Raw genomic sequence first — 20,602 nt, 5'->3', positions numbered from 1 at the left:
ACGGAAGGAGGGAGAGGTCAGTGGCCGCCCTCGGCGCCGCCGTCCTCACCGGCGTGCTCACGCGGGTTCACGATCTTCGACGGCGTGGCCTCCGCGGTCAGCGGGATGCCGATCGGCGCCGGGGTCTTGACGACCCTGCCGTCGCCGAAGTCGAAGGTCAGGTTGACCTGCTGGCCGACGAGCAGCTTCTCGTTCAGGCCGACGAGCTGGAGGAACCGCGGGTTGCCGGCGTTGAGCTGGGCGTAGCTGAGCGCCGGGATCTCGATCCGGGCCGGCTGACCGGCGGGCGCGGACTCGCTCTCGCTCGGCGACGGGCTGGCCGACGGCGACCCGGTCACCTCCAGCGACTGGCTCGGCGACGCGCTCGGGTCGGACGCGGTCGGCGAGGTGGTGACCGGCTCGGTGGGCGAACCGGTCGGGGTGGCGGCGCCGCTCTCGCCCGCGCCGGAACCGGTGAGCACGATCTCCCGCGCGCTGTCGGTCGTGACCGTCACGGTCACCGGCTTCTCGCTGTCGTTGTAGATCACCACGTTGACCGGCGCGTTCGACCCGGCCTCGTAGCCCTTCGGGCCCGGGAACTGCACGTAGAGCCCGCGCACCTTGTAGAGGTTGTCGGAGGTCTGGACGTTGACGCCCTGTACCGACGGGATCTTGTTGGCGGTCTCGGAAATCTGCCCGGCGCCGCACCCGGACAGCAGCAGGCTCGCCGCCGCCGTGCCGGCCAGCAGCAGGGCCGGCCCCCGGGAACCCCTGATCGAGCGCGTCACGTCGGTCCTCCTCGTCACGATCCCCGCCCGGTCGACCACCGGGCACGGGGTGGCCATACCCGCGCAGACCGCGCTCCAGGGTAGTTGGAGCTGATCGAGGCCCGCACGCGGACCCGGCAATACCACCTCGGGAGGGACCGCTCAGACGACCCGGCCGCTCGTCACCAGCAGCACCACATCGATGAGCGCCACCACCAGCACCGCCCGGAAGGCGGTCGCCGAGCGGCCGGCGGCCGCGCGTCCCGCGTACCAGCCGACCGCCGGCACGGCCACGGCGGCGGCGACCGCCGACAGGCCGGCCCACGACGGCGGCCCGGGCGGGCCGAAGACCAGCGCGACGGTGGCCGCGAGCAGCAGCCCGGCGGCGGCCAGCCGGCTGCCGACCGGCCCGAGCCGGTGCGGCAGGCCGTGCACCCCGGTCCGGGCGTCGTCGGCCAGGTCCGGCAGCACGTTCGCGAAGTGCGCGCCGGCGCCGAGGAGCGCGGCGGCGGCCACCAGCCACGCCGGGGGCATCGGCGAGCCGGGCAGCGCCAGCACCACGAACGCGGGCAGCGCGCCGAACGAGACCGCGTAGGGCAGCACCGACACCGGCGTCGACTTCAGCGGCCGGTTGTAGAGCAGCGCGGAGACCAGGCCCAGCGTGGCGCAGCCCGCCGCGGCCGGGCCGCCGGCCAGCGCGAGCACCGGCACGGCGACGGCGGCCACCGCGGTGGCCGCGGCCAGCGCCGGCCGGGCGACCTCGCCGGTGGTCACCGGTTTGTCGGTACGCCCCACCGCCGCGTCCCGGTCGGCGTCGATCAGGTCGTTGCTCCACCCGACCGCGAGCTGGCTGGCCAGCACCGTCAGCGCCACCGCCACCACGCCTGCCACGGAGTGCCCGGCACCGGCGGCGAGCAGCGCGGCGACCACTGTGACCGCCGCCGCGGGCTCCGGATGGCTCGCCCTGACCAGCCCTAACACCCGCGTCGACATAAGAGAAGTCTGGTCGTTACCGGGCAGTCGTGCCACGCTCGACGCATGCCCGACGCGTCGCCGGTGTCCACTCCGTACCGGGTGCTGCCGCCGAACGACCCCCGGCAGTACGACGACCTGGCCGGCGAGTGGTGGCGGCCGGACGGCGCGTTCGCGATGTTGCACTGGCTGGCCCGGGCCCGGGCGGCGCTGGTACCGGCGGCGTCCACGCCGGACGATCTGCTCGTCGACCTGGGCTGCGGCGCCGGGCTGCTGGCGCCGCACCTGGCCGGCAAGGGCTACCACCACGTCGGGGTGGACCTGACCCGCTCCGCGCTCGACCAGGCCGCCGCGCACGGCGTGACGGTGGTCCGGGCCGACGCCACGGCGGTGCCGCTGGCCGACGGCTGCGCGGCGGTGGTCTCCGCCGGTGAGCTGCTGGAACACGTACCGGACTGGCGGCGGGCGGTAGCCGAGGCGTGCCGGCTGCTGCGCCCGGGTGGCCTGCTGGTGCTGGACACGCTCAACGACACGTTGCTGGCGCGGCTCGTCGCCGTGGAACTGGGCGAACGGCTGCCCACCGTGCCGCGCGGCATCCACGATCCGCGGTTGTTCGTCGACGCCCGCGCACTGGTCGCCGAGTGCGCCCGGCACGGCGTGTCGCTGACGGTGCGCGGGGTCCGCCCGCAGTTGGGCGGCACGCTTGCCTGGCTGCTGCGCCGTATGCGCGGCGGCGCCGACCGTCCGGGCAGGACCGAACCGCGCATCGTGCCGACCCGGTCGACAGCGGTGCTGTACCAGGGCTGGGGGCGCCGGGGCGGGTAGCCGGGGCCGCCCGGGGTAAAGGACGCCGAGAAGGGGGCGACATGACTGTGCACGCGCTGGAGGCGGCCCGCCGGTTGGCGCCGCGACTGGCCGCCCGCGCGGCCGAGCACGACCGCGACGGCTCGTTCCCCGTGGACGACTTCGCGGACCTGCGGGAAGCAGGGCTGTTCGGCCTGATGGTGCCCCCCGAGTTGGGCGGTACGGGCGCGAGTTTCGCCGAGTACGCCGCCGTCGCCACCGAACTGGCCCGGGGCAACGGCGCCACAGCGCTGGTGTTCAACATGCACGCCTCGGTCACCGGGGCGCTGGGCGCGGTCACCGAGGAACTGGCCGAGGCGCTCGGCGTACCGGACGAGGCCCTGGCGGCGCGGGACCGGCTGCTGCGCGCGGCTGCGGACGGCGCCTGGTACGCGGTGGCGATGAGCGAACGCGGCGCCGGCGCCCGGTTGTCGCAGCTCAGCACCGTCTACGAGCCGGTCGACGGCGGCTGGCACATCAAGGGCAGCAAGACGTTCTGTTCCGGCGCCGGGCACCCGGACGGCTACCTGGTGGCCGCCCGCAGCGCCGCCGACCAGTCGGTGGTGTCGCAGTTCCTGATCCCGGCCGGGGACGGGATCACCGTCGAGCCCACCTGGGACTCGCTCGGCATGCGGGCCACCTCCTCGCACGACGTGCACCTGGACGTGACGGTCCCGGCCGACCGGCTGCTCGGCGGCGTCGAAGGGCTGGCCCTGGTCGTCGCCCAGCTCATGCCGCACTGGCTGGTGGCGAGTTACGCGGCGGTCTACGTCGGCGTGGCCCGGGCCGCCATCGACGCGGCGGCCGAGCACCTCAACGTCCGCAACCTCGCCGGGCTGCCCGCGGTGCGGGCCCGCCTGGGCCGGGCCGACGCGGCCACCGCCGCCGCCGAACTGGTGGTCGCCGAGGCGGCCCGCCGGGTCGACGAGGCGCCCGGCGACGCCGAGACGAACCGCTGGGTGTGGCGGGCCAAGCTGCTCGCCGGCACCACCGCCGCCGAGGTCGCGGCCTCCATGCTGGAGGCGGCTGGTACGTCGGCGACCCGGCGCGGGCATCCGCTGGAGCGGCTCTACCGGGACGCCCGCTGCGGCTCGCTGCATCCGGCCACGTCCGACGTGTGCGCCGACTGGCTCGGCATCGCCGCGCTGGGCGGCGACCCGGACCGGGACAGCGCGCTCCCTCGTTGGTGACCAGGGTTGGTGCGAGAGATGAGGGAGGGGTGGGGGACGTGGGCATGCCGGTGATAGCGGGTCTGGGTACGGCGCAACCGCCGGCCGCGATGCAGGACGAACTGTGGACGGGCTTCTTCGCGAAGCACTTCCAGGGGAACACCAGGGCGCTGGCCGAGCGGATCTTCGCGAACTCGGGCGTCACCCGGCGGCAGGCGGCGGTCAACCCGCTGCTGGAGGACGTCTCGGAGTGGCCGACCGAGCGCCGGATGCGCCGCTACCAGGTCGAGGCGCTGCCGCTGGGCAAGGAGGCGGTCAGCCGGGCACTCACCGCCGCCGGCCTGGACGCCTCCGACATCGGGCTGTTTATCGTCTGCTCCTGCACCGGGTACGCCACCCCGGGGCTGGACATCCTGCTCGCCCGGGACCTGGGCATGTCCCCGAGCACCCAGCGCATGTTCGTCGGGCACATGGGCTGCTACGCGGCCCTGCCCGGGCTGGGCGCGGCGAGCGACTTCGTCACCGCCCGCGGGCGGCCCGCGCTGCTGCTCTGTGCGGAGCTGACCAGCCTGCACATCCAGCCGCCGGGTGCCCGGGTGGACACCCAGCAGATCGTCTCCCACGCGCTGTTCTCGGACGCCGCGGTCGCCGCCGTGGTCGTCCCCGGCGGCCGGGGGTACGCGCTGCGCGAGGTCACCTCGGTCACCGACACCTCCACCGCGGACCACATGACCTGGGACGTCACCGACACCGGTTTCCGGATGGGGCTGTCGCCGAAGGTGCCGCAGGTCCTGTCCCGGCACGTGCAAAAACTGGTCGACGACCTGCTGGCGCGGCACGGGTGCGAGCGCTCCGACGTGGACGGCTGGGCGGTGCACCCGGGCGGGCCGCGGATCCTCAACGTGGTGGAGCGTGAGCTGGCCCTGCCGCCGGACGGGCTCGCCGCGTCCCGGGGGACGCTCGCCGAGCACGGCAACTGCTCGTCCCCGACCGTGCTGCTGATCCTGGACCGGCTGTGGCGTACGGAGCCGTCGCCGCCGCGCTGGGTGGTGATGCTCGCGTTCGGACCGGGCCTGACGCTCTACGCGGTGCTGCTGGAACGGGTGGGCTGACGGCTCGCCCCGCCCGGGCCGCGCGGATACGCTGCCGTCATGGCCTCCGACGAGCGGGACGGGCGGGTACCGCTGACCGTCCTGACCGTTCTGGCACTGGCGGCCGGCGCGGCCTGGTGGCGGGCGGCGGCACCGGAGCCGGGTGCGGCCACTGCCGTGCCGGCGCCGCCCGCGAGCGCCGAACCGATCGCCCGCACCTGGCGGGTCGACCCGTCGACAGGCGACGCCTGGCCGGCACGACCGGGGCGCGACCCGACGCCCAGGGCACTCCGTGGGCCGGCCACGGCACCGGACCGGTCGGTGGTGCTCCGGGTCGAGGAGGACGGCACCTCGCGTGTGCTCCAGGTGTCGCACGTGGTGTGGCGGGAGACGTCCGACCTGACGCCGGACGGGCCGCCCGTCGTACGGCAGGTGAACCCCTCGCGGGGCGACGACTACCGGCTGACGGTGAGCTGCTCCGGGGACGGGGCGGTCGCCGTGCAGCTCTCCGGTACCGGGTCCGGCGACGCGCGTCGGTTCCTCCGGTGCGGCGGGCGGCTGGAGCTGCCCTTGCTGGGCGGCACCGGCGCGCCGGTGCTGGTGCGGTTCACCGGCGTACGCGGCCGGGCCGAACTGGACGCCCGGCTCGAAGCGCTCTACTGACCGCCGTCGCGCCGGCCCTCAGCCGCCCAGCCGGGCCAGGTCGGCGCCGTAGTCCGACAGCGGGCCCAGCTCCGGCACCACCCGGATCAGCGAGCCCTGCCGGTCCACGAGCAGCGCGGCGGCGGTGCCGGGATGGGCGGACAGGTGCAGGTAGGAGCGCAGGCCGCCGGCCGGGTCGCCGAGCGGGCGTACCCCGGGGACGCTCGCGGGTCCGGCGCTGCGGCCCTCGGTCACGGTGACCACCGTGACGCCGGGCGGCGCGGCGCGCGCCGCGGTGCCGACCTGCTCGGCGCAGGCGCAGGCGTCGACGAGGATGATCATGGCGGGCAGCAGGCTGCGCAGCGGTACCGGTGTGTCGTCGGCGCCGACCAGGTCCAGCGCGGGCAGTGGGCCGACCGGTTGCGGCGCGGTGGTGGAGCGGGGGAGCACCGTCGGCGCGCCGGACCGCGTGGTGGTACGCGGCCAGGTGACGGCGGCCAGCCCGGCGAGTGTGACGAGCACCGACACGAGCAGGATCAGCACCGGCAGCCCGAGGCGGGCCGGAACGGTACGCCGGCCGGAGCCCTGCCGCGCGCGGCGCAGCTCCCGGCGGACCTGCCGGGCCTCGTCGGCGAGCGCCGAGGCGTCGTCCGGGACGACCACCCGGCCCCACTCCGGAGGCAGGCCGGGCAGCCCGTCCGGCTGCCCCTGGCCGTCAGCGTCAGGCACGCCCATCGGACCCCCAGGAACGTCTCGGTGAGCGGACGTCACGTCCCTCACCAGCGTCCCGCACCGACCGCCGTAACGCCACACCTGGGCGCGGACGGAGTTGCGGAGCTACCATGGAAGGAGCGCATTGCCCTAGATCTGGACGCTCCCGTCACCCCTTACCGGGTTGTCACGTGTTCCTCACGGAGCGTGTCGAAAGCATCGGTTTGACCGCCTGTCAAGCTGAAGAAATACCTCTCACAGGGCCCCTGAGCTGCGCCAACGATCAGGACAGCGGTGAGACATCGGTGCCTGAGCGTGTTACCCTAGACACAGCGAAAGGGGTTTCGAACCTATGGTTTTCAGTGTCGGCGAGACCGTTGTTTACCCCCACCACGGGGCCGCACTCATCGAGGCAATCGAGACTCGGGTCATCAAGGGCGAGCCCAGGGAATACCTCGTCCTGAGGGTCGCGCAGGGTGACCTGACGGTCCGGGTGCCCGCCGAGAACGCCGAGATCGTGGGTGTGCGCGAGGTGGTCGGCGAAGAGGGCCTGGGCAAGGTCTTCGACGTGCTCCGTGCACCGCACACCGAGGAGCCGACCAACTGGTCGCGGCGTTACAAGGCGAATCTGGAGAAGCTGGCCTCCGGAAACCCGCTGAAGGTGGCCGAGGTCGTCCGCGACCTGTGGCGCCGGGAGCGGGAGCGGGGCCTGTCGGCGGGCGAGAAGCGGATGCTCGCCAAGGCTCGTGACATCCTCGTCGGCGAGGTCGCGCTGGCGGAGAAGAGCACCAAGGACGAGGCTGAGACGCTGCTCGACAAGGTGCTGACCGAGGCCTGATCCACGCCTCTGCCTCTACCCACCCCGCAGCGAACGAATCCGAGGACCGCGACGTGACCGCGCAGCTCAATCCGCGCGGTGACGTCGCGGTCCTCGTTCCTGCGGCAGGTGCCGGGGTACGCCTCGGACCCGGCGCCCCGAAGGCACTCCGGCTGCTCGCCGGTGAGCCGCTGCTGGTGCACGCGGTCCGCCGGATCGCCGCCGCACCCTCCGTGCACACGATCGTGGTGGCCGCGCCGGCGACCGAGGTCGAGGCGGTACGCGCGATGCTCGCCCCCGTGGCCCCGGTGACTGTGGTGCCCGGTGGCGCCGAACGCCAGGAGTCGGTGGCGGCGGCCCTCGCCGCGGTTCCCGCCGGTCCGGAGATCGTCCTCGTGCACGACGCGGCCCGCGCGCTCACCCCGCCCCACCTGGTCGAGTCGGTGGCCGCGGCGGTCCGCGACGGGCACGACGCGGTGATCCCGGTACTGCCGGTGGTCGACACGATCAAGGAGGTCGACGCGACCGAGCGGGTGCTCGGGACCGTCGACAGGTCCGCGTTGCGGGCGGTGCAGACGCCGCAGGGCTTCCGCCGGTCGGTGCTGACCGCGGCCCACCGGTCGGCGGGTGACGCGCTGACCGACGACGCCGGCCTGGTCGAGAAGCAGGGGATCCCGGTGACCTGCGTGCCCGGCTCCGAGCTGGCCCTGAAGATCACCCGCCCGTTCGACATGGCCCTGGCCGAACACCTCCTGACCACCGGCACCTGACGCCGCCCGCCCGCGGTCCCGTTCGCGGCTTCGAGATCTTGGTACGAACTGGCCCCCATGGGGGCCGTTTCCTACCAAGATTTACTCGTATCCCGGGGTCTGGAACGTGGATCCCACTTTTCGGTCGATGGTTGACCGGTGCGCTGGGGCGCGTCCGTGTTCGAGAGCTGGGCGGCGTCGGGCAGAGCGACGCTCCACTCGTACAGCCCACAGGCTTGCTTCATGGCCACGGCGGTAGCCAGCTGGAGACGTGCGATCTTCTGCCGCGTCGACCGTAAGAAGGAGCCCCAGGCGCTTGCACGAGGCAGAGGCGACACCGGGGCGTACGGCAACCGAAGCCAACCACAGCCCGGGCCGCGGTCAAGGCGCGACGCGTACCCTCTGGTCATGATCGTTCCTCGGGTGGCTGTCGGCACCGACGTGCACGCGTTCGCGGCCGGGCGGCCCTGCTGGGTCGCGGGTCTGCACTGGCCGGACCAGGACGGCCTGGCCGGGCACTCCGACGCCGACGTGGCGGCGCACGCCGCCTGCAACGCCCTGCTCTCCGCCGCCGGGCTCGGTGACCTGGGCGCGAACTTCGGCGTGGACCAGCCGGAATGGGCCGGCGCGTCCGGGGTGGCGCTGCTGACCGAGAGCGCACGCCGGGTACGGACGGCGGGCTTCCAGATCGGCAACGTGTCGGTGCAGGTCGTCGGCAACCGTCCCAAGATCGGGCCGCGCCGGGAGGAGGCGCAGCGGGTGCTCTCCGAGGCGGTGGGTGCGCCGGTGACCGTCTCCGCGGCCACCACCGACGGGCTGGGCTTCACCGGGCGCGGGGAGGGGCTGGCCGGGATCGCGGTGGCCCTGGTCTACGAGGCTCCGGCCGGCTGACGCGGTGACCGGGGACGCCGGTCACCGCGTCCACCCGATCAGTCGACGTCGGTGCAGACGTTGTGGGTGGTGCCGTGGAGCATCGTGATGGTCTTGTCGTAGGTGGGGGAGAACTCCACCCGGAACCGGCCGTCGACGATCCACAGCCCCTTCGGCAGCGTGCCGGCGTTCTCCCGGAAGCCGAGCAGCACCGGCCCGGTCACGTACCAGGTCATCGAGCCGTCGGTGCGGTAGACGACGAGGGCGGTGCCGCTCGCGTCCGCCGTCGAGGTGGCGCCGGTCTCCAGGTTCGTCACCCGGTTGATCAGAGCGCCGGTGAACAACTCCCGCTTCGGCGCACCGTCCGGGTATGTCTCGATCGTCAGCTTCCGCACCTCGTCCACGATCGGCTCGACCCGTACCGCGAACTCGCATCGCGCGCCGGCGGGCATCTCGAACGGCGCCTGGGGCGCCGGCTCCCAGGCACCCGGGGCGGGATGCCGCCCCGGCGCGGCGGACGCCGACCCCGGTAGGGCCGCGACCACCGCCACCGCGACGCTCGCCACCGCGATACTCATCCTGAACCGCATGTTCCACTCCATCCCTCGCTGGTCCGGGCGGCGAGCATCGCCGGGCCCGCTCACCACCGGCTCACCGCGTCGAGCGGCGGGCGTCGCGCGGGCGGACCCGGCCGGCCGGGTTCCTCACCATGCGATCACCGCCGGGCGACAACCCCGGGCCGGTACCGGGTCGTCCTGTTCGGTATGGAGTTCCGCCTGCTCGGGCCGTTCGAGGCCCGCCACGACGGCCGGCCGGTCGAGGTCGGCAGCCGGCGCCAGGAGCGTTGCCTGCTCGGGGTGCTGCTGCTCGACGTGGGCCGGGTGGTGCCGACCGACCGCCTCATCGACCTGCTCTGGAACGGCCGGCCGCCGCCCACGGCCCGCAGCGCGGTGCAGACGTACATCGGGCGGCTGCGGGGCTCGCTCAACCCGTACGGGGTGCGGATCAGTACCCGGGGTGAGGGCTACGTGGTGGAGGAGGACGGGCACCGGGTCGACGTCAACGAGTTCGCCGACCTGGTCCGGGCGGCCGGGAGAGCCGCCGATCCGGCCGAGCGGGTGCGGTCGCTCGACCGAGGGCTCGCCCTCTGGCGCGGGCCGTTGCTCGCCGACGCGGCGGACGACGAGTTGCGGGACCGGCTGCACGGCACGGTCGAGGAGCTGCGCCTGGTCGCCGTGGAACTGCGGGCCGAAGCGCAGCTCGCGCTGGGGCAGCACGCGCGGGCGATCACCGAACTGATGCCGCTGGCCGCTCGGCACCCGACCCGGGAACACCTCGTGGCGGTCCTGATGACCGCCCTGTACCGGGGTGACCGGCGGGCCGACGCGCTGCGCCTCTACCGCACCACCCGGGAACTGCTCGTGGCCGACTTCGGCGTCGAGCCGGGGCCCCGGCTCCGGGAGGTGCAGCGGCGGGTGCTCGCGGGCGACGACCGGCTGGACCGGGCCGGCCGGCCGATGCACGAGATCCGGGTCGGCGAGGAGAGCCTGCCGTGGAGCGTGGGCGGCCACCCGGCCCTGGACTTCTGCAACACGTTCGCCGGCTGGGGGCACGAGCCTCCGTTGCCCGGCGCCGAGTGGTTGCGCGGCTACCGGACCCTTGCCGTCTGGGCCGGTCACGTCGGGCTGGTGGACGAGGTCTCGACGAACCGGCTGCTGCACCTCGCCCGCCGTGACCCTGCGGCGGCGGAGGCGGTCCTCGGCGAGGCCCGTACGCTCCGCGCCGCGCTCTACGCCGGCCTGGTCGACCCGGACGACGGCCCGGCCTTCGAGACGGTCGCGCGGGCCGCCGAGGCCGCCGCCCGTACGCTCGTCTTCCGGCGTGAGGCCGACGGACGCGGCCGCTGGTGGCCGGACCTGGCGGCCGGGCTGCGGCTGCCGGTGCACGCCGCCGCGTTCAGCGGCGCGCAGCTGCTGGCCGATCCGGCCCGGTTCACGGTGCGGGTCTGCCCGGACCGGCGGTGCGGGTGGTTGTTCCTGGACGAGAGCGGACTGCGCCGGTGGTGCAGCCTGGGGACGTGCGGCGGCCGGGCGGGCGCGTCCTGCCGGAGTGCCTGACGCCGGGCACCCTCGGCGCGCGGTGGGGCCGGGCGGATACGCTCGCCGGGATGCCGAGTGACGCCGCCCCCGACCAGTCCGCCGCCGACGGTTACCTGCAACGCGCCCACCTGCTCGCCGAGCTGGGACGCTACGACGAGGGAATCGGCGAACTCACCGCGCTGATCGCGACCGAGCCGGCGCACGTGCCAGCGTTGACCATGCTGGCCCGGATGCACCTGGCCGCCGGCCGCCCGGCCGAGGCGCTCGCCGCCACCGAGGCCGCCGTCGAGAAGGCGACCGCCGGTCCCGAGGCGGTACCGGCGCTCGTGGCGCGCGGGTTCGCGCTGCTCGACCTCGAACGCTGGAAGCCCGCCGCCGCGACCGCCGACGAGATCCTGGCGCGCGCGCCGGGCGACGCGTACGCGCAGCGCAGTGCCGCCGCCCTGCTCTCCGCGTCGCGCAACGGGCAGGCGGCGCTGGACGCGGCATGGCGCGGAGTGGAGCTGTCGCCGGACGAGCCGGAGGCGCACCTGGTGCTCGGCCTGGTCGCGGTGCGGCTGCAACTGTTCGACCTGGCCGAGCGGGCCTACCGGGAGGCGCTGCGGCTGGACCCGGAGCTGGGCGACGCGGGGCAGGACGTGGGCGTGGCCCGGCTGGAACGCCGCCGGTACGCCGAGACGCTGGAACACCTGACCGCGCTGGCGGACCTGCCGGTGGCGCGCCCCGACCCGGTGCGGACCGTGGACGACGGCATCCGGCGGCTCCTGCTGTCGGTGGCCGGCTGGTCGCTGCTCGCGAGCGTGCTGGTCGCCGCGCTGGCCCCGGCCTCGTCCGGCGCGTCCCGGCTGTTCGCGGTGCTGGCGGTGGCCGGGACGGCGGTGCTGCTGCGTCGCCCGGCGACGTGGCGGCCCGGCCTGCGGGAAGCGATGTCACGCGGCCTGGTCGTGCCGGTCTACGCGGCCGCCGCCGCGGTGCTGCTGCTGCTCGTGTACGCGCTGGTCGGCGGCCCGTTGCCGCTGGTCGGGGCGATCACCGCGTCCGTGGTGGCCGGATTCACCGCGTTCGCTCGCCGGTGAGAGGGTAGGAGGACCGGAAACACCGGCTGAAGGAAGCGGGAACCAGTGCTCACCGTCAACGCCTACGCGGCGACGTCCGCGACCGAACCGCTCGCCCCGACCACCGTCGAGCGGCGCGATCTCGGACCGGACGACGTTCTCATCGACATCAAGTTCTCCGGCATCTGCCACTCCGACATCCACACCGCGCGCAGCGAGTGGGGCCCGACGCGCTACCCGATCGTGGCGGGTCACGAGATCGCGGGCGTGGTGCGCGAGGTCGGCTCCGCGGTCACCAAGTTCGCCGTCGGCGACCGGGTCGGCGTCGGCTGCCTGGTCGACTCGTGCCGGGAGTGCGACAACTGCCGCAAGGGGCTGGAGCAGTACTGCCTGAAGGGCAGCACCGGCACGTACGGCGGGGTGGGGCGGGACGGCAAGCCGACCCAGGGCGGCTACTCGCAGGCCATCGTGGTCACCGAGGACTTCGTGCTGCGCATCCCGGACGGCCTCGAGTTGGACGCCGCAGCGCCGCTGCTCTGCGCCGGCATCACCACGTACTCGCCGCTGCGGCACTGGAACGCCGGGCCGGGCCGGCGGGTGGCGGTGATCGGCATGGGCGGTCTCGGCCACATGGCCGTGAAGCTGGCCCACGCGATGTGCGCCGAGGTGACTGTGCTGTCCCAGTCGCTGAAGAAGCGGGAGGACGGGCTGCGGCTCGGCGCCGACCACTACTACGCGACAGCCGACGAGGACACGTTCACCGAACTGGCCGGCTCGTTCGACCTGATCATCAACACGGTGAGCGCGACCCTCGACATGGACGCGTACCTGCGGCTGCTCGCGGTGGACGGGACGCTGGTCAACGTGGGCGCGCCGGAGAAGCCGCTGTCGGTGCACGCGTTCTCGCTGATCCCGGCCCGGCGGTCGTTCGCCGGGTCGAGCATCGGCGGCATCGCCGAGACCCAGGAGATGCTCGACTTCTGCGCCGAGCACGGGCTGGGCGCCGAGATCGAGGTGATCGGAGCCGACAAGATCAACGATGCGTACGAGCGGGTGCTCGCGTCCGACGTGCGCTACCGCTTCGTCATCGACGCGTCCACGTTCTGACGACCGTGTGCGAAGGGGCCGCGTCCGTGCCGGGCGCGGCCCCTTCGCGCGTACGTCAGGACTTGCGCGCCCAGGTCCAGGCGTAGCCGTCGTCCTCGCAGGCGGCGGCCGCGTCGCAGAGGTCGAGCGGGCGGAACGTGTCCACCATGACCGCCAGCTCGTCGAAGAACTCCGCCCCGATCGACCGCTCGGCCGCGCCCGGCTGCGGGCCGTGGGTGAAGCCGGACGGGTGCAGCGAGATCGAGCCCTGCTCGATGCCGGAGCCGCGCCGGGCCTCGTAGTTGCCGCCGGTGTAGAACAGCATCTCGTCGGAGTCGACGTTGTGGTGGTTGTACGGCACCGGGATGGCGGCCGGGTGGTAGTCCACCTTGCGCGGCACGAACGAGCAGATCACGAAGTTCGGGCCCTGGAACGTCTGGTGCACGGGCGGGGGCTGGTGGATCCGCCCGGTGATCGGCTCGAAGTCGTGGATGGAGAACGCCCACGGGTACATGTGCCCGTCCCAGCCGACCACGTCGAACGGGTGGTTGGCGTAGACGTACTTCGTCCACCCACGCCTGTGCCTGACCAGCACCTCCACCTCCTCGCCGTCGACGAGCAGCGGGGTGTCCGGTCCCCGGACGTCGCGCTCGCAGTAGGGCGCGTGCTCCAGGAACTGCCCGCGTACGGAGAGGTAGCGCTTGGGCGGCCCGATGTGGCCGGACGCCTCGACGGCGAGCAGCCGGGTCGGTTCGTCGCCGGTGGGTACGAGGCGGTGGATGGTCGAGGTGGGGATGACGACGTAGTCGCCGGCGACCGCGTCGAGCACGCCGAACGGCGACTCGACCCGCATCGACCCGGCCTCCAGGTAGAGGCAGTGGTCGCCGGTGGCGTCGCGGAACAGCGGCGACGGCCGGTCGGCGAGCACGTACGCGATCCGTACGTCGTCGTTGGCGAGCAGGTACTGCCGGCCGAGCACCGGGTCCGCGCCGGTGCCGTCGAGCTTGTGCGTGCGCAGGTGGCGCGGCTTGAGCGGCAGGTTCGGCACGCGGGTGACTGTGGGCGGGGCGTACTCCTCGGCGGCAAGGATCGCGGTCGGCGCGTACCGGTGGTAGAGCAGCGACGAGTCGGAGGAGAAGCCCTCCTGGCCGACCAGTTCCTCCGCGTAGAGCGTGCCGTCGGGCTGGCGGAACTGGGTGTGGCGCTTGCGCGGCACGTCGCCGACGCTGCGGTAGTACGGCATCTCGCCTCCCGATATGTCCCGTTCTCCGGCCGGTGGCGTCCGATAATCGGACGCTGTTGTCCGTTCCTCGTAGCGTCCCGTACATTCTTGTCTCGTGTCAACGCAGGTGCCCCGCCTCCTCTCCGGCCTGGTGGACGACGCCGCGGTCTTCCCGCCCGGCAACGCCCCGCTGCCCGACGCGGTGACCGCGCACCGCACCCACCGCACCGCCTGGTACGCGGACATGGTCGGCCCGCTGCTGCTGCCCGCCTCGGAGATCCAGCGCGGGTCGCTGAGCGGCCTGGTGGACCCGGCCGAGGGCCTGGTCATCGGGCTGATCGGCGACACCGGCCTGGATCAGCTCCCGCAGGCACTGGACGCGCTCGCGCCCGACGGGGTGACCGCCCGGCAGATCGAGGCGCCGGTCGCCAAGCGCGGCGAGGATCCGCAACCCGGGCTGTCCGAGCTGATGACGCTCGCCGGCCGGCTCGACGGCACCGCCGTGTACGCCGAGATCCCGCTGACCTTCGGCCTGATGGGCGCGCTCGACACGCTCGCCGAGGCACGCGCCGCCGGGCTGTCGGTGGCCGCCAAGTTCCGCACCGGCGGGCTCGCCGCCGAGCTGTTCCCCACCCCGGCCGAGCTGGCCGCGGTGATCTGCGCCTGCCGCGACCGGAAGCTGCCGTTCAAGCTCACCGCCGGGCTGCACCACGCGATCCGGCACCGCGACCCGGAGACCGGCTTCAACCACCACGGTTTCGTTAACGTGCTCGGCGCGACGCTCGCCGCCGTCGGGGGCGCAGAGGTGGACGGCGTGGCCGAGCTGCTCGCCGCCACCGACCCGGTACGCGTGGTCGAGCCGGCCCGGGCGCACCGCGACGCCGAGCGCCCGCTCTGGGTCGGGTACGGCTCGTGCAGCATCTCCGAACCACTTACCGATCTGATCCGGCTGGGGCTGGTGAACGGAGGCTACGAGGCATGAGCGAACGCACCGAGCGGAGCGAGGGCCGTGAGGGCATGCCAGGCCGGCACGGCATGAGCGAACGCACCGAGCGGAGCGAGGGCCGTGAGGGCATGCCCAGTAAGCACGGCATGACCTGGGTTCCGGGTGTGGCAGGGTCGCCGTACGGGGTGACGAACCTGCCGTACGGCGTGTTCCGGCACGGCGAGGGCGAGCCGCGCGTCGGCGTCCGCATCGGTGACTTCGCGCTGGACCTGGCCGGCGCGGAGGCCGCCGGTCTGGTGCTGGCCGGCGGTGCGCTGGGTGAGCCGGCGCTCAACGCCTTCATGGCGCTCGGCCGCCCGCAGTGGACGGCGGTCCGGCAGCGGGTCGTCGAGCTGCTCACCGAGCCGGAGCACCGGGCGGCGGTCGAGCCGCTGCTGGTGCCGCTGCGCGAGGTCGAGATGGCGCTGCCGTTCGAGGTGGCCGACTACGTCGACTTCTACTCCTCGGAGCACCACGCCTCGAACGTCGGGCAGATCTTCCGGCCCGGGCAGCCGCCGCTGCTGCCGAACTGGAAGCACGTGCCGATCGGCTACCACGGCCGGGCCGGCACCGTGGTCGTCTCCGGCACCCCGGTGATCCGCCCGACCGGTCAGCGGGCCAGCGCGCAGGGCCCGACCACCGGCGCCTCGGTCCGGCTGGACATCGAGGCCGAGGTGGGCTTCGTGGTGGGTGTGCCGAGCCGGCTCGGCGAGCGGGTGCCGGTGGCCGACTTCGCCGACCACGTCTTCGGCGTGGTGCTCGTCAACGACTGGTCCGCGCGGGACATCCAGGCGTGGGAGTACCAGCCGCTCGGACCGTTCCTCGGCAAGTCGTTCGCCACCTCCGTCGCGGCCTGGGTGACGCCGCTGGAGGCGCTGGCCGACGCGTTCGTACCCGCGCCCGACCAGGATCCGCCGGTGCAGGACTACCTGCGCGACACGCCGCACCTCGGGCTGGACCTGACGCTGTCGGTCGAGTGGAACGGCGAGCGGGTCGCCGAGCCGCCGTTCGCCGGCATGTACTGGACCCCGGCGCAGCAGCTCGCGCACCTCACCGTCAACGGCGCGTCGCTGCGTACCGGCGATCTCTACGCCTCCGGCACCGTCTCCGGTCCGGAGCGTGGCCAGGTCGGGTCGTTCCTGGAGCTGACCTGGGGCGGGTCCGAGCCGGTCAAGTTCGCCGACGGCAGCGAGCGGACGTTCCTGGAGGACGGCGACACGGTGACGATCACCGCCACCGCGCCCGGCCCGGACGGCACCACTGTCGCTTTGGGCGAGGTCACCGGGACGATCCTCCCGGCCCGCTGAGATCCGACCTTCCGAACCGGCCCCGGTCGCACCCGATGTGCGACCGGGGCCGTTTCCTTCGGCGTTGATCGCTGGGATCACCTACGCCCCGGCCGGTGGCTTCTCCCGAGAGCTGCCCGCGGTGCCGGGCCGGGCGTACCAGCGGAAGCCGAAACAGGAAGGATCGAGCATGACCGAGTTGACCGGTGCCGTCTGGCGCACCAGCAGCCGCTCGAACGATCAGGGTCTCTGCGTCGAGGTGGCGACGAACGTGGTCGCCGCGCACGGCGTGGTGGGCGTACGCGACTCGAAGGACCCGGACGGTCCGGCGCTCGCGGTGAGCCCGCCGGGCTGGGCCGCGTTCGTCACCGCGCTGCGGGGCGGCACGTTCGGAGGCTGACCGCTCGCGCCCACACCGGTGCCCCGGCCGGGGCACCGGTGGTGGAAATGTCACCGGGAGGCTCCCCGTTTCCGGTCACGGCCCGTACCGTGTACGACACGGGAGGTGCCATGTCGACGGTGACGGTTTCCGCATTCATCGAAGCGCAGGACGCCGACCTGTGGCGACTGCTCACCGACCTCCCGGCCCGCGCCGACTGGCTCTCGGCGGTGGACGCGGTCGAGGTCGTCGGCACCGGCGGCTTCGGACCGGGCACCGTGTGGCGGGAGACCCGCGTCCGGCCGGACGGCGGCACCGAGCCGGAGGAGTTCGAGGTGATCGAGGCGGTCGCGCCCGGCCGCCTGGTGCTCGGGTCGCGCGGCGCCGGCGCCGACTACCGGATCACCTGGACGCTGCGCACCGTCGAGCGGCGGCGGCGCGGCTGCACCGAGGTCACCGTCGAGCAGGAGGCGGTGCCGACCCGGGCGTACGGGCGGGTGCTGGCCCTGATCCTCGGCGGCCTGGCCGCCCGCGCGGTCGAGGGCGCGCTCCGGCGCGACCTGGCCGACCTGGCGCTGGCCGCCGGTTCCGACCGATCCACCGAGGCCGCCTGAGCCGACCCGGCCGCTCCCCGCACCCCGCCCGCACACGGCCGGTAGGGTGCCGGGGCGGAGGTGACGGATGGCGAAGGCCGCGAGGCGGCGGGCCGTGGTGGCGCTGGTGGCGGTGCTCGCCGTCGCGGCGTCGGTCGCCGTGGTCGTCCGGGTGCTGGCGCCCGCCGAGGTCGACACCCCGGCCCGGAAGCCGTACCCGGCGGCGCCCGCGCCGATCGCCGGGGTGCTCGCGCGGCTGCCCGTGGCGCCGCTCGTCGTGGACGGCCGCCTCCGCGTCTACGCGGGCGCCCGTCAGGTGTACGCGGACCAGCCGGTCACCGGGCGGCACCGGGTCACCCCGTTCTGGTCCTTCCGCCGCTGGCCGGCGACGCTGGTCGGCGTGCTCACCGAGGGGACCACGGTGGTCAGCCGCTGGTCCGACGGGAAGCTGGTGGCGCTCGATGCGCGTACCGGACGGGTGGCCTGGCAGGCCGACGGCCCGCATCCGGGGTCGGTGCCGGAGCCGCGACGCACCTTCGCCGCCACGGTCTGGGATCCGGCCGGGCTGCACGTGGCGCGCACTGCGGCCGGGCGGACCGTGCTGCTCGCGGCCGGTCCGGGCGGGCTCGGCGGCTACGACCTGGCCGACGGCCGCCGGCTCTGGCGCGCGGACGTGGGCAGGGGTTGCCGGTCCGACGTGGGCACCACCGCCAGCGGCGAACTGGTCGGGGTGGACAGCTGCGACGGCCCGGCCGCGGTCGAGCTGCGGGACGCGGCGACCGGTACGGTGCGGACCCGCTGGCGGCCGCCGGACGCGCCGGAGCAACTCGTCGTCACGCCTGTCGGCTGCCCGCACGGGCACTCCGGTTGCCGCGGGCTGCGTACCGCCGGGCCGGACGGCGCGGGCAGCCGGGGCTGGCTGGTGACCGACCCGGGTGAGCCGGCCGCCGCGCCGGGCCTGGACCACCCGGACACGGTGCTGGACGGCGAGCGGGCGGTGGACACGTCCGGCCCGGTGGTGGTCGGGCGCTCGGCGCGGACCGGCGAGGAGCTGTGGCGCCGGGCGGACATCCATCCGGCCCGGGTGCTCGCGACCGAGCCGGGGCGGGTGCACCTGCTGACCGACCGGCGGGAACTGGTGACTGTCGACCCGCTCACCGGGACCACCCGGTCGAGTTTCGTGCTCGACCTGGGCCGGGACGGGATCGGTTGGCGGCCGGGCCGGGCGTACGCGGTGGACGGCTACGTCGCGGTGGAGCGGCTGCGGGAGAGCGCCGCTCCGGAGGACGACGACCAGGGCTACTTCCTGATGGCCGAACCGGTGCTGCTGGCAGTGACCTGATTCGGCGGGTCAAGCCTCAAATCGGACAAAAGCACCTATAGTCCTCTTGTCTGATCGGTCGGACGAAGACGCCCGGCGCCGGTCCGTAGGGGGTTGACGGACCGACGCCGGGCGCGCCCGGTCAGGCCAGCGCGGCCTCTGCGGCGGCCAGGAACGCGTCGTTCTCGGCCGGGGTGCCGATGGTGACCCGGACACCGTCGCCGGGGAACGGGCGGACGATCACGCCACGCGCCTCGCACGCCCGGCCGAACTCCACCGCCCGCTCGCCCAGCGGCAGCCAGACGAAGTTGGCCTGGCTCTCCGGCACGTCCGGGACGAACTTGCGCAGCGCCTCGGTGACCCGGTCCCGCTCGGCCACGACCAGCGCACAGCGCCGCTCCACCTCGTCGGCCTGCGCCAGCGCGGCCAGCGCGCCGGCCTGGGCGGCCGTGCTGGTGGAGAACGGGGTGACCACCTTGCGCACGGCGGCGGCCACCTCCGGCGCCGCGACCAGCCAGCCGATCCGCAGACCGGCCAGGCCCCACGCCTTGGACAGCGTGCGCAGCACCGCCACGTTCGGCCGGTCCAGGTACGTCAGGCCGTCCGGCACCTCGGGGTCGGTGACGAACTCCCGGTACGCCTCGTCGATCACCACGAGCACGTCGTCCGGCATCGCGTCGAGGAAGCGGTCCAGCTCGGCCCGGCGCACCGCCGTACCGGTGGGGTTGTTCGGGTTGCAGACCAGGACCATCCGGGTCCGGTCGGTCACCGCCGCCGCCATCGCGGAAAGGTCGTGGCCGTGGCCGGCGTCGTTCGGCACCCGCACGCTCGTCGCGCCGCTGGTCGCCGCGATGATCGGGTACGCCTCGAAGGAGCGCCACGAGTAGAGCAGCTCGTCACCGGGCAGGCAGGTGGCACGCACCAGGTGCTCGGCCAGCGCCACCGAACCGCAGCCGGTGGCGATCCGGTCGGCGTCCACGCCGTACCGCTCGGCGAGCGCCTGACGCAGCGCCACCACGCCCATGTCCGGGTAGCGGTGCGAACCGGCCACCGCCTCCGCGACCGCCTCCACCACGCCCGGCAACGGGCCGTACGGCACCTCGTTGCTGGCCAGCTTGATCGCCTCGGCCAGCCCCAGCTCGCGGGCCAGGTCGGCCGGGCTGCGGCCGGGCACGTAGTTGGGCAGCGCGTCCAGGTCGGCGCGGGTGAGCCGCAGCGCGGGCTGCTGGCGTCCGGTCTCGGTCATGGGGTGTCTCCCGGGGTGTCGGCGCTCTCGGGCGGGGTGGTACGGGTGTCACGCTTGCGGGGGAGCTGGACCACCACCGTCTGCGCCCGCTTGTCGTGCAGGGCCTGGCGCAGCGGATGGTCGAACAGGGGTGAGACCGCGTCGATGAGCTGGAGCACCAGGCCCAGCCCGCAGCAGTACCAGAGCAGCGTCGGCAGGCCGAGCGTGCTCCAGCGCCGGGTGGCCCGGCCGAAGCCGAGCGGCTGGTCCGCCTCGACAGGCAGCGCGCGGATGCCCATCAGCCGCTTGCCGAAGGTCTGGCCGCGTGCCGCCATCGACGGCACCTCGTACGCGTACCAGAGCGCGGTGGCGATCACCAGAATGGCGATCTGGAGGCCGCCGGCCTGGTCGTCGATCTGGGGCAGTCCCTCGGTGGACGTGTCACCGTTGAGCGCCCGGCGCACCGACTCACGCAGGTACGGGGACACCGCCTCGATGTAGCGCCAGACGAACCAGCCGTTGACCACGGCGTTGAGCAGGAACACCACGCCGAAGTCGATCAGGCGCGCGACCAGCCGGGCGCCGTACGACGCGAGCGGCAGCCCGTGCGGGCGCGGGATCGGCTGTGCGCCAGGCCAGTGCGGGTACGGCCAGGCGTTCAGCGGTGCGCCCGCGGCGTGCCCGTCGACGTCCAGGCAGCGGTCGGTGGCCCGGTTGAACAGCGACCGCCGGCCCTGGCTC

At 74.1% G+C, this 20,602-nt stretch carries 21 protein-coding genes and 1 pseudogene; 15 read left to right on the top strand and 7 right to left on the bottom strand.

Annotated elements, in window-relative coordinates; all coding sequences use genetic code 11:
- Window positions 1-17: 17 nt before the first annotated feature.
- Entirely contained in the window at window positions 18-767 is a 750-nt protein-coding gene (locus tag AC2CHG_RS12520) for a hypothetical protein (protein WP_355513251.1), read from the bottom strand.
- Window positions 768-908: 141 nt separating this feature from the next.
- Entirely contained in the window at window positions 909-1,739 is an 831-nt protein-coding gene (locus AC2CHG_RS12515) for a UbiA family prenyltransferase (protein ID WP_355513254.1), read from the bottom strand.
- A gap of 45 nt (window positions 1,740-1,784) precedes the next feature.
- On the opposite strand from AC2CHG_RS12515, the gene AC2CHG_RS12510 reads away from it, so the two are divergent.
- Genes AC2CHG_RS12510 through AC2CHG_RS12495 form a run of 4 tightly spaced genes read left to right on the top strand, consistent with a single transcriptional unit; the run spans window position 1,785 to window position 5,484 of the window.
- A complete protein-coding gene (locus AC2CHG_RS12510; protein ID WP_262013379.1) occupies window positions 1,785-2,543 on the top strand; it encodes a methyltransferase domain-containing protein in 759 nt (252 codons plus the stop codon).
- A 41-nt stretch (window positions 2,544-2,584) separates the two neighbouring features.
- Window positions 2,585-3,751, top strand: coding sequence for an acyl-CoA dehydrogenase family protein (locus AC2CHG_RS12505; RefSeq protein ID WP_484524780.1), 1,167 nt, complete (start codon window positions 2,585-2,587; stop codon window positions 3,749-3,751).
- A gap of 38 nt (window positions 3,752-3,789) precedes the next feature.
- Entirely contained in the window at window positions 3,790-4,842 is a 1,053-nt protein-coding gene (locus tag AC2CHG_RS12500; protein ID WP_355513260.1) for a type III polyketide synthase, read from the top strand.
- A 39-nt stretch (window positions 4,843-4,881) separates the two neighbouring features.
- Window positions 4,882-5,484 (top strand): hypothetical protein, encoded by a 603-nt coding sequence (locus tag AC2CHG_RS12495; protein ID WP_484524779.1) that lies wholly within the window; start codon window positions 4,882-4,884, stop codon window positions 5,482-5,484.
- An 18-nt stretch (window positions 5,485-5,502) separates the two neighbouring features.
- On the opposite strand, the gene AC2CHG_RS12490 is transcribed toward AC2CHG_RS12495, so the two are convergent.
- Window positions 5,503-6,198, bottom strand: a complete 696-nt coding sequence (locus tag AC2CHG_RS12490; protein WP_484524778.1) for a hypothetical protein — start codon at window positions 6,196-6,198, stop codon at window positions 5,503-5,505.
- Between the two features lie 328 nt (window positions 6,199-6,526).
- On the opposite strand from AC2CHG_RS12490, the gene AC2CHG_RS12485 reads away from it, so the two are divergent.
- The 3 genes from AC2CHG_RS12485 to ispF all read left to right on the top strand — a co-directional run bounded on the left by AC2CHG_RS12485 (window position 6,527) and on the right by ispF (window position 8,631).
- On the top strand, window positions 6,527-7,012 hold the full coding sequence (locus tag AC2CHG_RS12485) for a CarD family transcriptional regulator (protein WP_013288937.1): 486 nt from the start codon (window positions 6,527-6,529) through the stop codon (window positions 7,010-7,012).
- A gap of 53 nt (window positions 7,013-7,065) precedes the next feature.
- On the top strand, window positions 7,066-7,761 hold the full coding sequence (ispD, locus tag AC2CHG_RS12480; RefSeq protein WP_402813685.1) for a 2-C-methyl-D-erythritol 4-phosphate cytidylyltransferase: 696 nt from the start codon (window positions 7,066-7,068) through the stop codon (window positions 7,759-7,761).
- 387 nt (window positions 7,762-8,148) lie between these two features.
- Window positions 8,149-8,631 carry a 2-C-methyl-D-erythritol 2,4-cyclodiphosphate synthase gene (ispF, locus tag AC2CHG_RS12475; protein ID WP_262013373.1) on the top strand — a complete coding sequence of 161 codons (483 nt, stop codon included), beginning with the start codon at window positions 8,149-8,151 and terminating at the stop codon, window positions 8,629-8,631.
- Window positions 8,632-8,669: 38 nt separating this feature from the next.
- Here the strand turns inward: ispF and AC2CHG_RS12470 are convergent, their stop codons facing one another.
- Window positions 8,670-9,200 carry a hypothetical protein gene (locus AC2CHG_RS12470; protein WP_355513272.1) on the bottom strand — a complete coding sequence of 177 codons (531 nt, stop codon included), beginning with the start codon at window positions 9,198-9,200 and terminating at the stop codon, window positions 8,670-8,672.
- Window positions 9,201-9,374: 174 nt separating this feature from the next.
- Here AC2CHG_RS12470 and AC2CHG_RS12465 point away from each other — a divergent pair, with 174 nt between their 5' ends.
- From AC2CHG_RS12465 to AC2CHG_RS12455, 3 genes are read left to right on the top strand one after another with little or no spacing between them, the layout of a single operon-like run.
- Window positions 9,375-10,727: a BTAD domain-containing putative transcriptional regulator gene (locus AC2CHG_RS12465; RefSeq protein WP_484524777.1), complete on the top strand. Its 1,353-nt coding sequence runs from the start codon at window positions 9,375-9,377 to the stop codon at window positions 10,725-10,727.
- Between the two features lie 50 nt (window positions 10,728-10,777).
- A complete protein-coding gene (locus tag AC2CHG_RS12460; RefSeq protein ID WP_484524776.1) occupies window positions 10,778-11,785 on the top strand; it encodes a tetratricopeptide repeat protein in 1,008 nt (335 codons plus the stop codon).
- 45 nt (window positions 11,786-11,830) lie between these two features.
- The gene (locus AC2CHG_RS12455) at window positions 11,831-12,871 is read left to right on the top strand and encodes an NAD(P)-dependent alcohol dehydrogenase (protein WP_484524775.1); all 1,041 of its coding nucleotides are present in this window, start codon (window positions 11,831-11,833) and stop codon (window positions 12,869-12,871) included.
- Between the two features lie 55 nt (window positions 12,872-12,926).
- Here AC2CHG_RS12455 and AC2CHG_RS12450 read toward each other — a convergent pair whose 3' ends face one another.
- Window positions 12,927-14,093: a homogentisate 1,2-dioxygenase gene (locus AC2CHG_RS12450; RefSeq protein ID WP_262013368.1), complete on the bottom strand. Its 1,167-nt coding sequence runs from the start codon at window positions 14,091-14,093 to the stop codon at window positions 12,927-12,929.
- Between the two features lie 94 nt (window positions 14,094-14,187).
- On the opposite strand from AC2CHG_RS12450, the gene AC2CHG_RS12445 reads away from it, so the two are divergent.
- The 5 genes from AC2CHG_RS12445 to AC2CHG_RS12425 all read left to right on the top strand — a co-directional run bounded on the left by AC2CHG_RS12445 (window position 14,188) and on the right by AC2CHG_RS12425 (window position 18,657).
- Entirely contained in the window at window positions 14,188-15,054 is an 867-nt protein-coding gene (locus AC2CHG_RS12445) for a hypothetical protein (RefSeq protein ID WP_262013367.1), read from the top strand.
- A 110-nt stretch (window positions 15,055-15,164) separates the two neighbouring features.
- Window positions 15,165-16,364, top strand: coding sequence for a fumarylacetoacetase (gene fahA / locus AC2CHG_RS12440; protein ID WP_262013477.1), 1,200 nt, complete (start codon window positions 15,165-15,167; stop codon window positions 16,362-16,364).
- A gap of 169 nt (window positions 16,365-16,533) precedes the next feature.
- Window positions 16,534-16,743 carry a DUF397 domain-containing protein gene (locus tag AC2CHG_RS12435; RefSeq protein ID WP_194801919.1) on the top strand — a complete coding sequence of 70 codons (210 nt, stop codon included), beginning with the start codon at window positions 16,534-16,536 and terminating at the stop codon, window positions 16,741-16,743.
- A 110-nt stretch (window positions 16,744-16,853) separates the two neighbouring features.
- Complete coding sequence (locus AC2CHG_RS12430) at window positions 16,854-17,336, top strand: SRPBCC family protein (RefSeq protein WP_135242307.1); 483 nt, start codon at window positions 16,854-16,856, stop codon at window positions 17,334-17,336.
- A 67-nt stretch (window positions 17,337-17,403) separates the two neighbouring features.
- A complete protein-coding gene (locus AC2CHG_RS12425) occupies window positions 17,404-18,657 on the top strand; it encodes a PQQ-like beta-propeller repeat protein (RefSeq protein WP_262013365.1) in 1,254 nt (417 codons plus the stop codon).
- A 121-nt stretch (window positions 18,658-18,778) separates the two neighbouring features.
- Here AC2CHG_RS12425 and hisC read toward each other — a convergent pair whose 3' ends face one another.
- Window positions 18,779-19,882, bottom strand: a complete 1,104-nt coding sequence (hisC, locus tag AC2CHG_RS12420) for a histidinol-phosphate transaminase (RefSeq protein WP_402813708.1) — start codon at window positions 19,880-19,882, stop codon at window positions 18,779-18,781.
- Window positions 19,879-20,602, bottom strand: a pseudogene (locus AC2CHG_RS12415) (RDD family protein); the annotation flags it as partial. The gene hisC and the pseudogene AC2CHG_RS12415, both read right to left, overlap by 4 nt.

The organism is Micromonospora sp. ATLC20 (assembly GCF_057196585.1).
This window is presented reverse-complemented; position numbering and strand designations above follow the sequence as displayed.

What these genes read in the sequence shown, in the direction of transcription:
- AC2CHG_RS12515 (WP_355513254.1), bottom strand. Translation starts at nt 1,739, where the DNA reads ATGTCGACGCGGGTGTTAGGGCTGGTCAGGGCGAGCCATCCGGAGCCC.
- AC2CHG_RS12510 (WP_262013379.1), top strand. Translation starts at nt 1,785, where the DNA reads ATGCCCGACGCGTCGCCGGTGTCCACTCCGTACCGGGTGCTGCCGCCG.
- AC2CHG_RS12505 (WP_484524780.1), top strand. Translation starts at nt 2,585, where the DNA reads ATGACTGTGCACGCGCTGGAGGCGGCCCGCCGGTTGGCGCCGCGACTG.
- AC2CHG_RS12495 (WP_484524779.1), top strand. Translation starts at nt 4,882, where the DNA reads ATGGCCTCCGACGAGCGGGACGGGCGGGTACCGCTGACCGTCCTGACC.
- AC2CHG_RS12490 (WP_484524778.1), bottom strand. Translation starts at nt 6,198, where the DNA reads ATGGGCGTGCCTGACGCTGACGGCCAGGGGCAGCCGGACGGGCTGCCC.
- AC2CHG_RS12485 (WP_013288937.1), top strand. Translation starts at nt 6,527, where the DNA reads ATGGTTTTCAGTGTCGGCGAGACCGTTGTTTACCCCCACCACGGGGCC.
- ispF (WP_262013373.1), top strand. Translation starts at nt 8,149, where the DNA reads ATGATCGTTCCTCGGGTGGCTGTCGGCACCGACGTGCACGCGTTCGCG.
- AC2CHG_RS12470 (WP_355513272.1), bottom strand. Translation starts at nt 9,200, where the DNA reads ATGCGGTTCAGGATGAGTATCGCGGTGGCGAGCGTCGCGGTGGCGGTG.
- AC2CHG_RS12465 (WP_484524777.1), top strand. Translation starts at nt 9,375, where the DNA reads ATGGAGTTCCGCCTGCTCGGGCCGTTCGAGGCCCGCCACGACGGCCGG.
- AC2CHG_RS12460 (WP_484524776.1), top strand. Translation starts at nt 10,778, where the DNA reads ATGCCGAGTGACGCCGCCCCCGACCAGTCCGCCGCCGACGGTTACCTG.
- AC2CHG_RS12450 (WP_262013368.1), bottom strand. Translation starts at nt 14,093, where the DNA reads ATGCCGTACTACCGCAGCGTCGGCGACGTGCCGCGCAAGCGCCACACC.
- fahA (WP_262013477.1), top strand. Translation starts at nt 15,165, where the DNA reads ATGACCTGGGTTCCGGGTGTGGCAGGGTCGCCGTACGGGGTGACGAAC.
- AC2CHG_RS12435 (WP_194801919.1), top strand. Translation starts at nt 16,534, where the DNA reads ATGACCGAGTTGACCGGTGCCGTCTGGCGCACCAGCAGCCGCTCGAAC.
- AC2CHG_RS12430 (WP_135242307.1), top strand. Translation starts at nt 16,854, where the DNA reads ATGTCGACGGTGACGGTTTCCGCATTCATCGAAGCGCAGGACGCCGAC.
- AC2CHG_RS12425 (WP_262013365.1), top strand. Translation starts at nt 17,404, where the DNA reads ATGGCGAAGGCCGCGAGGCGGCGGGCCGTGGTGGCGCTGGTGGCGGTG.
- hisC (WP_402813708.1), bottom strand. Translation starts at nt 19,882, where the DNA reads ATGACCGAGACCGGACGCCAGCAGCCCGCGCTGCGGCTCACCCGCGCC.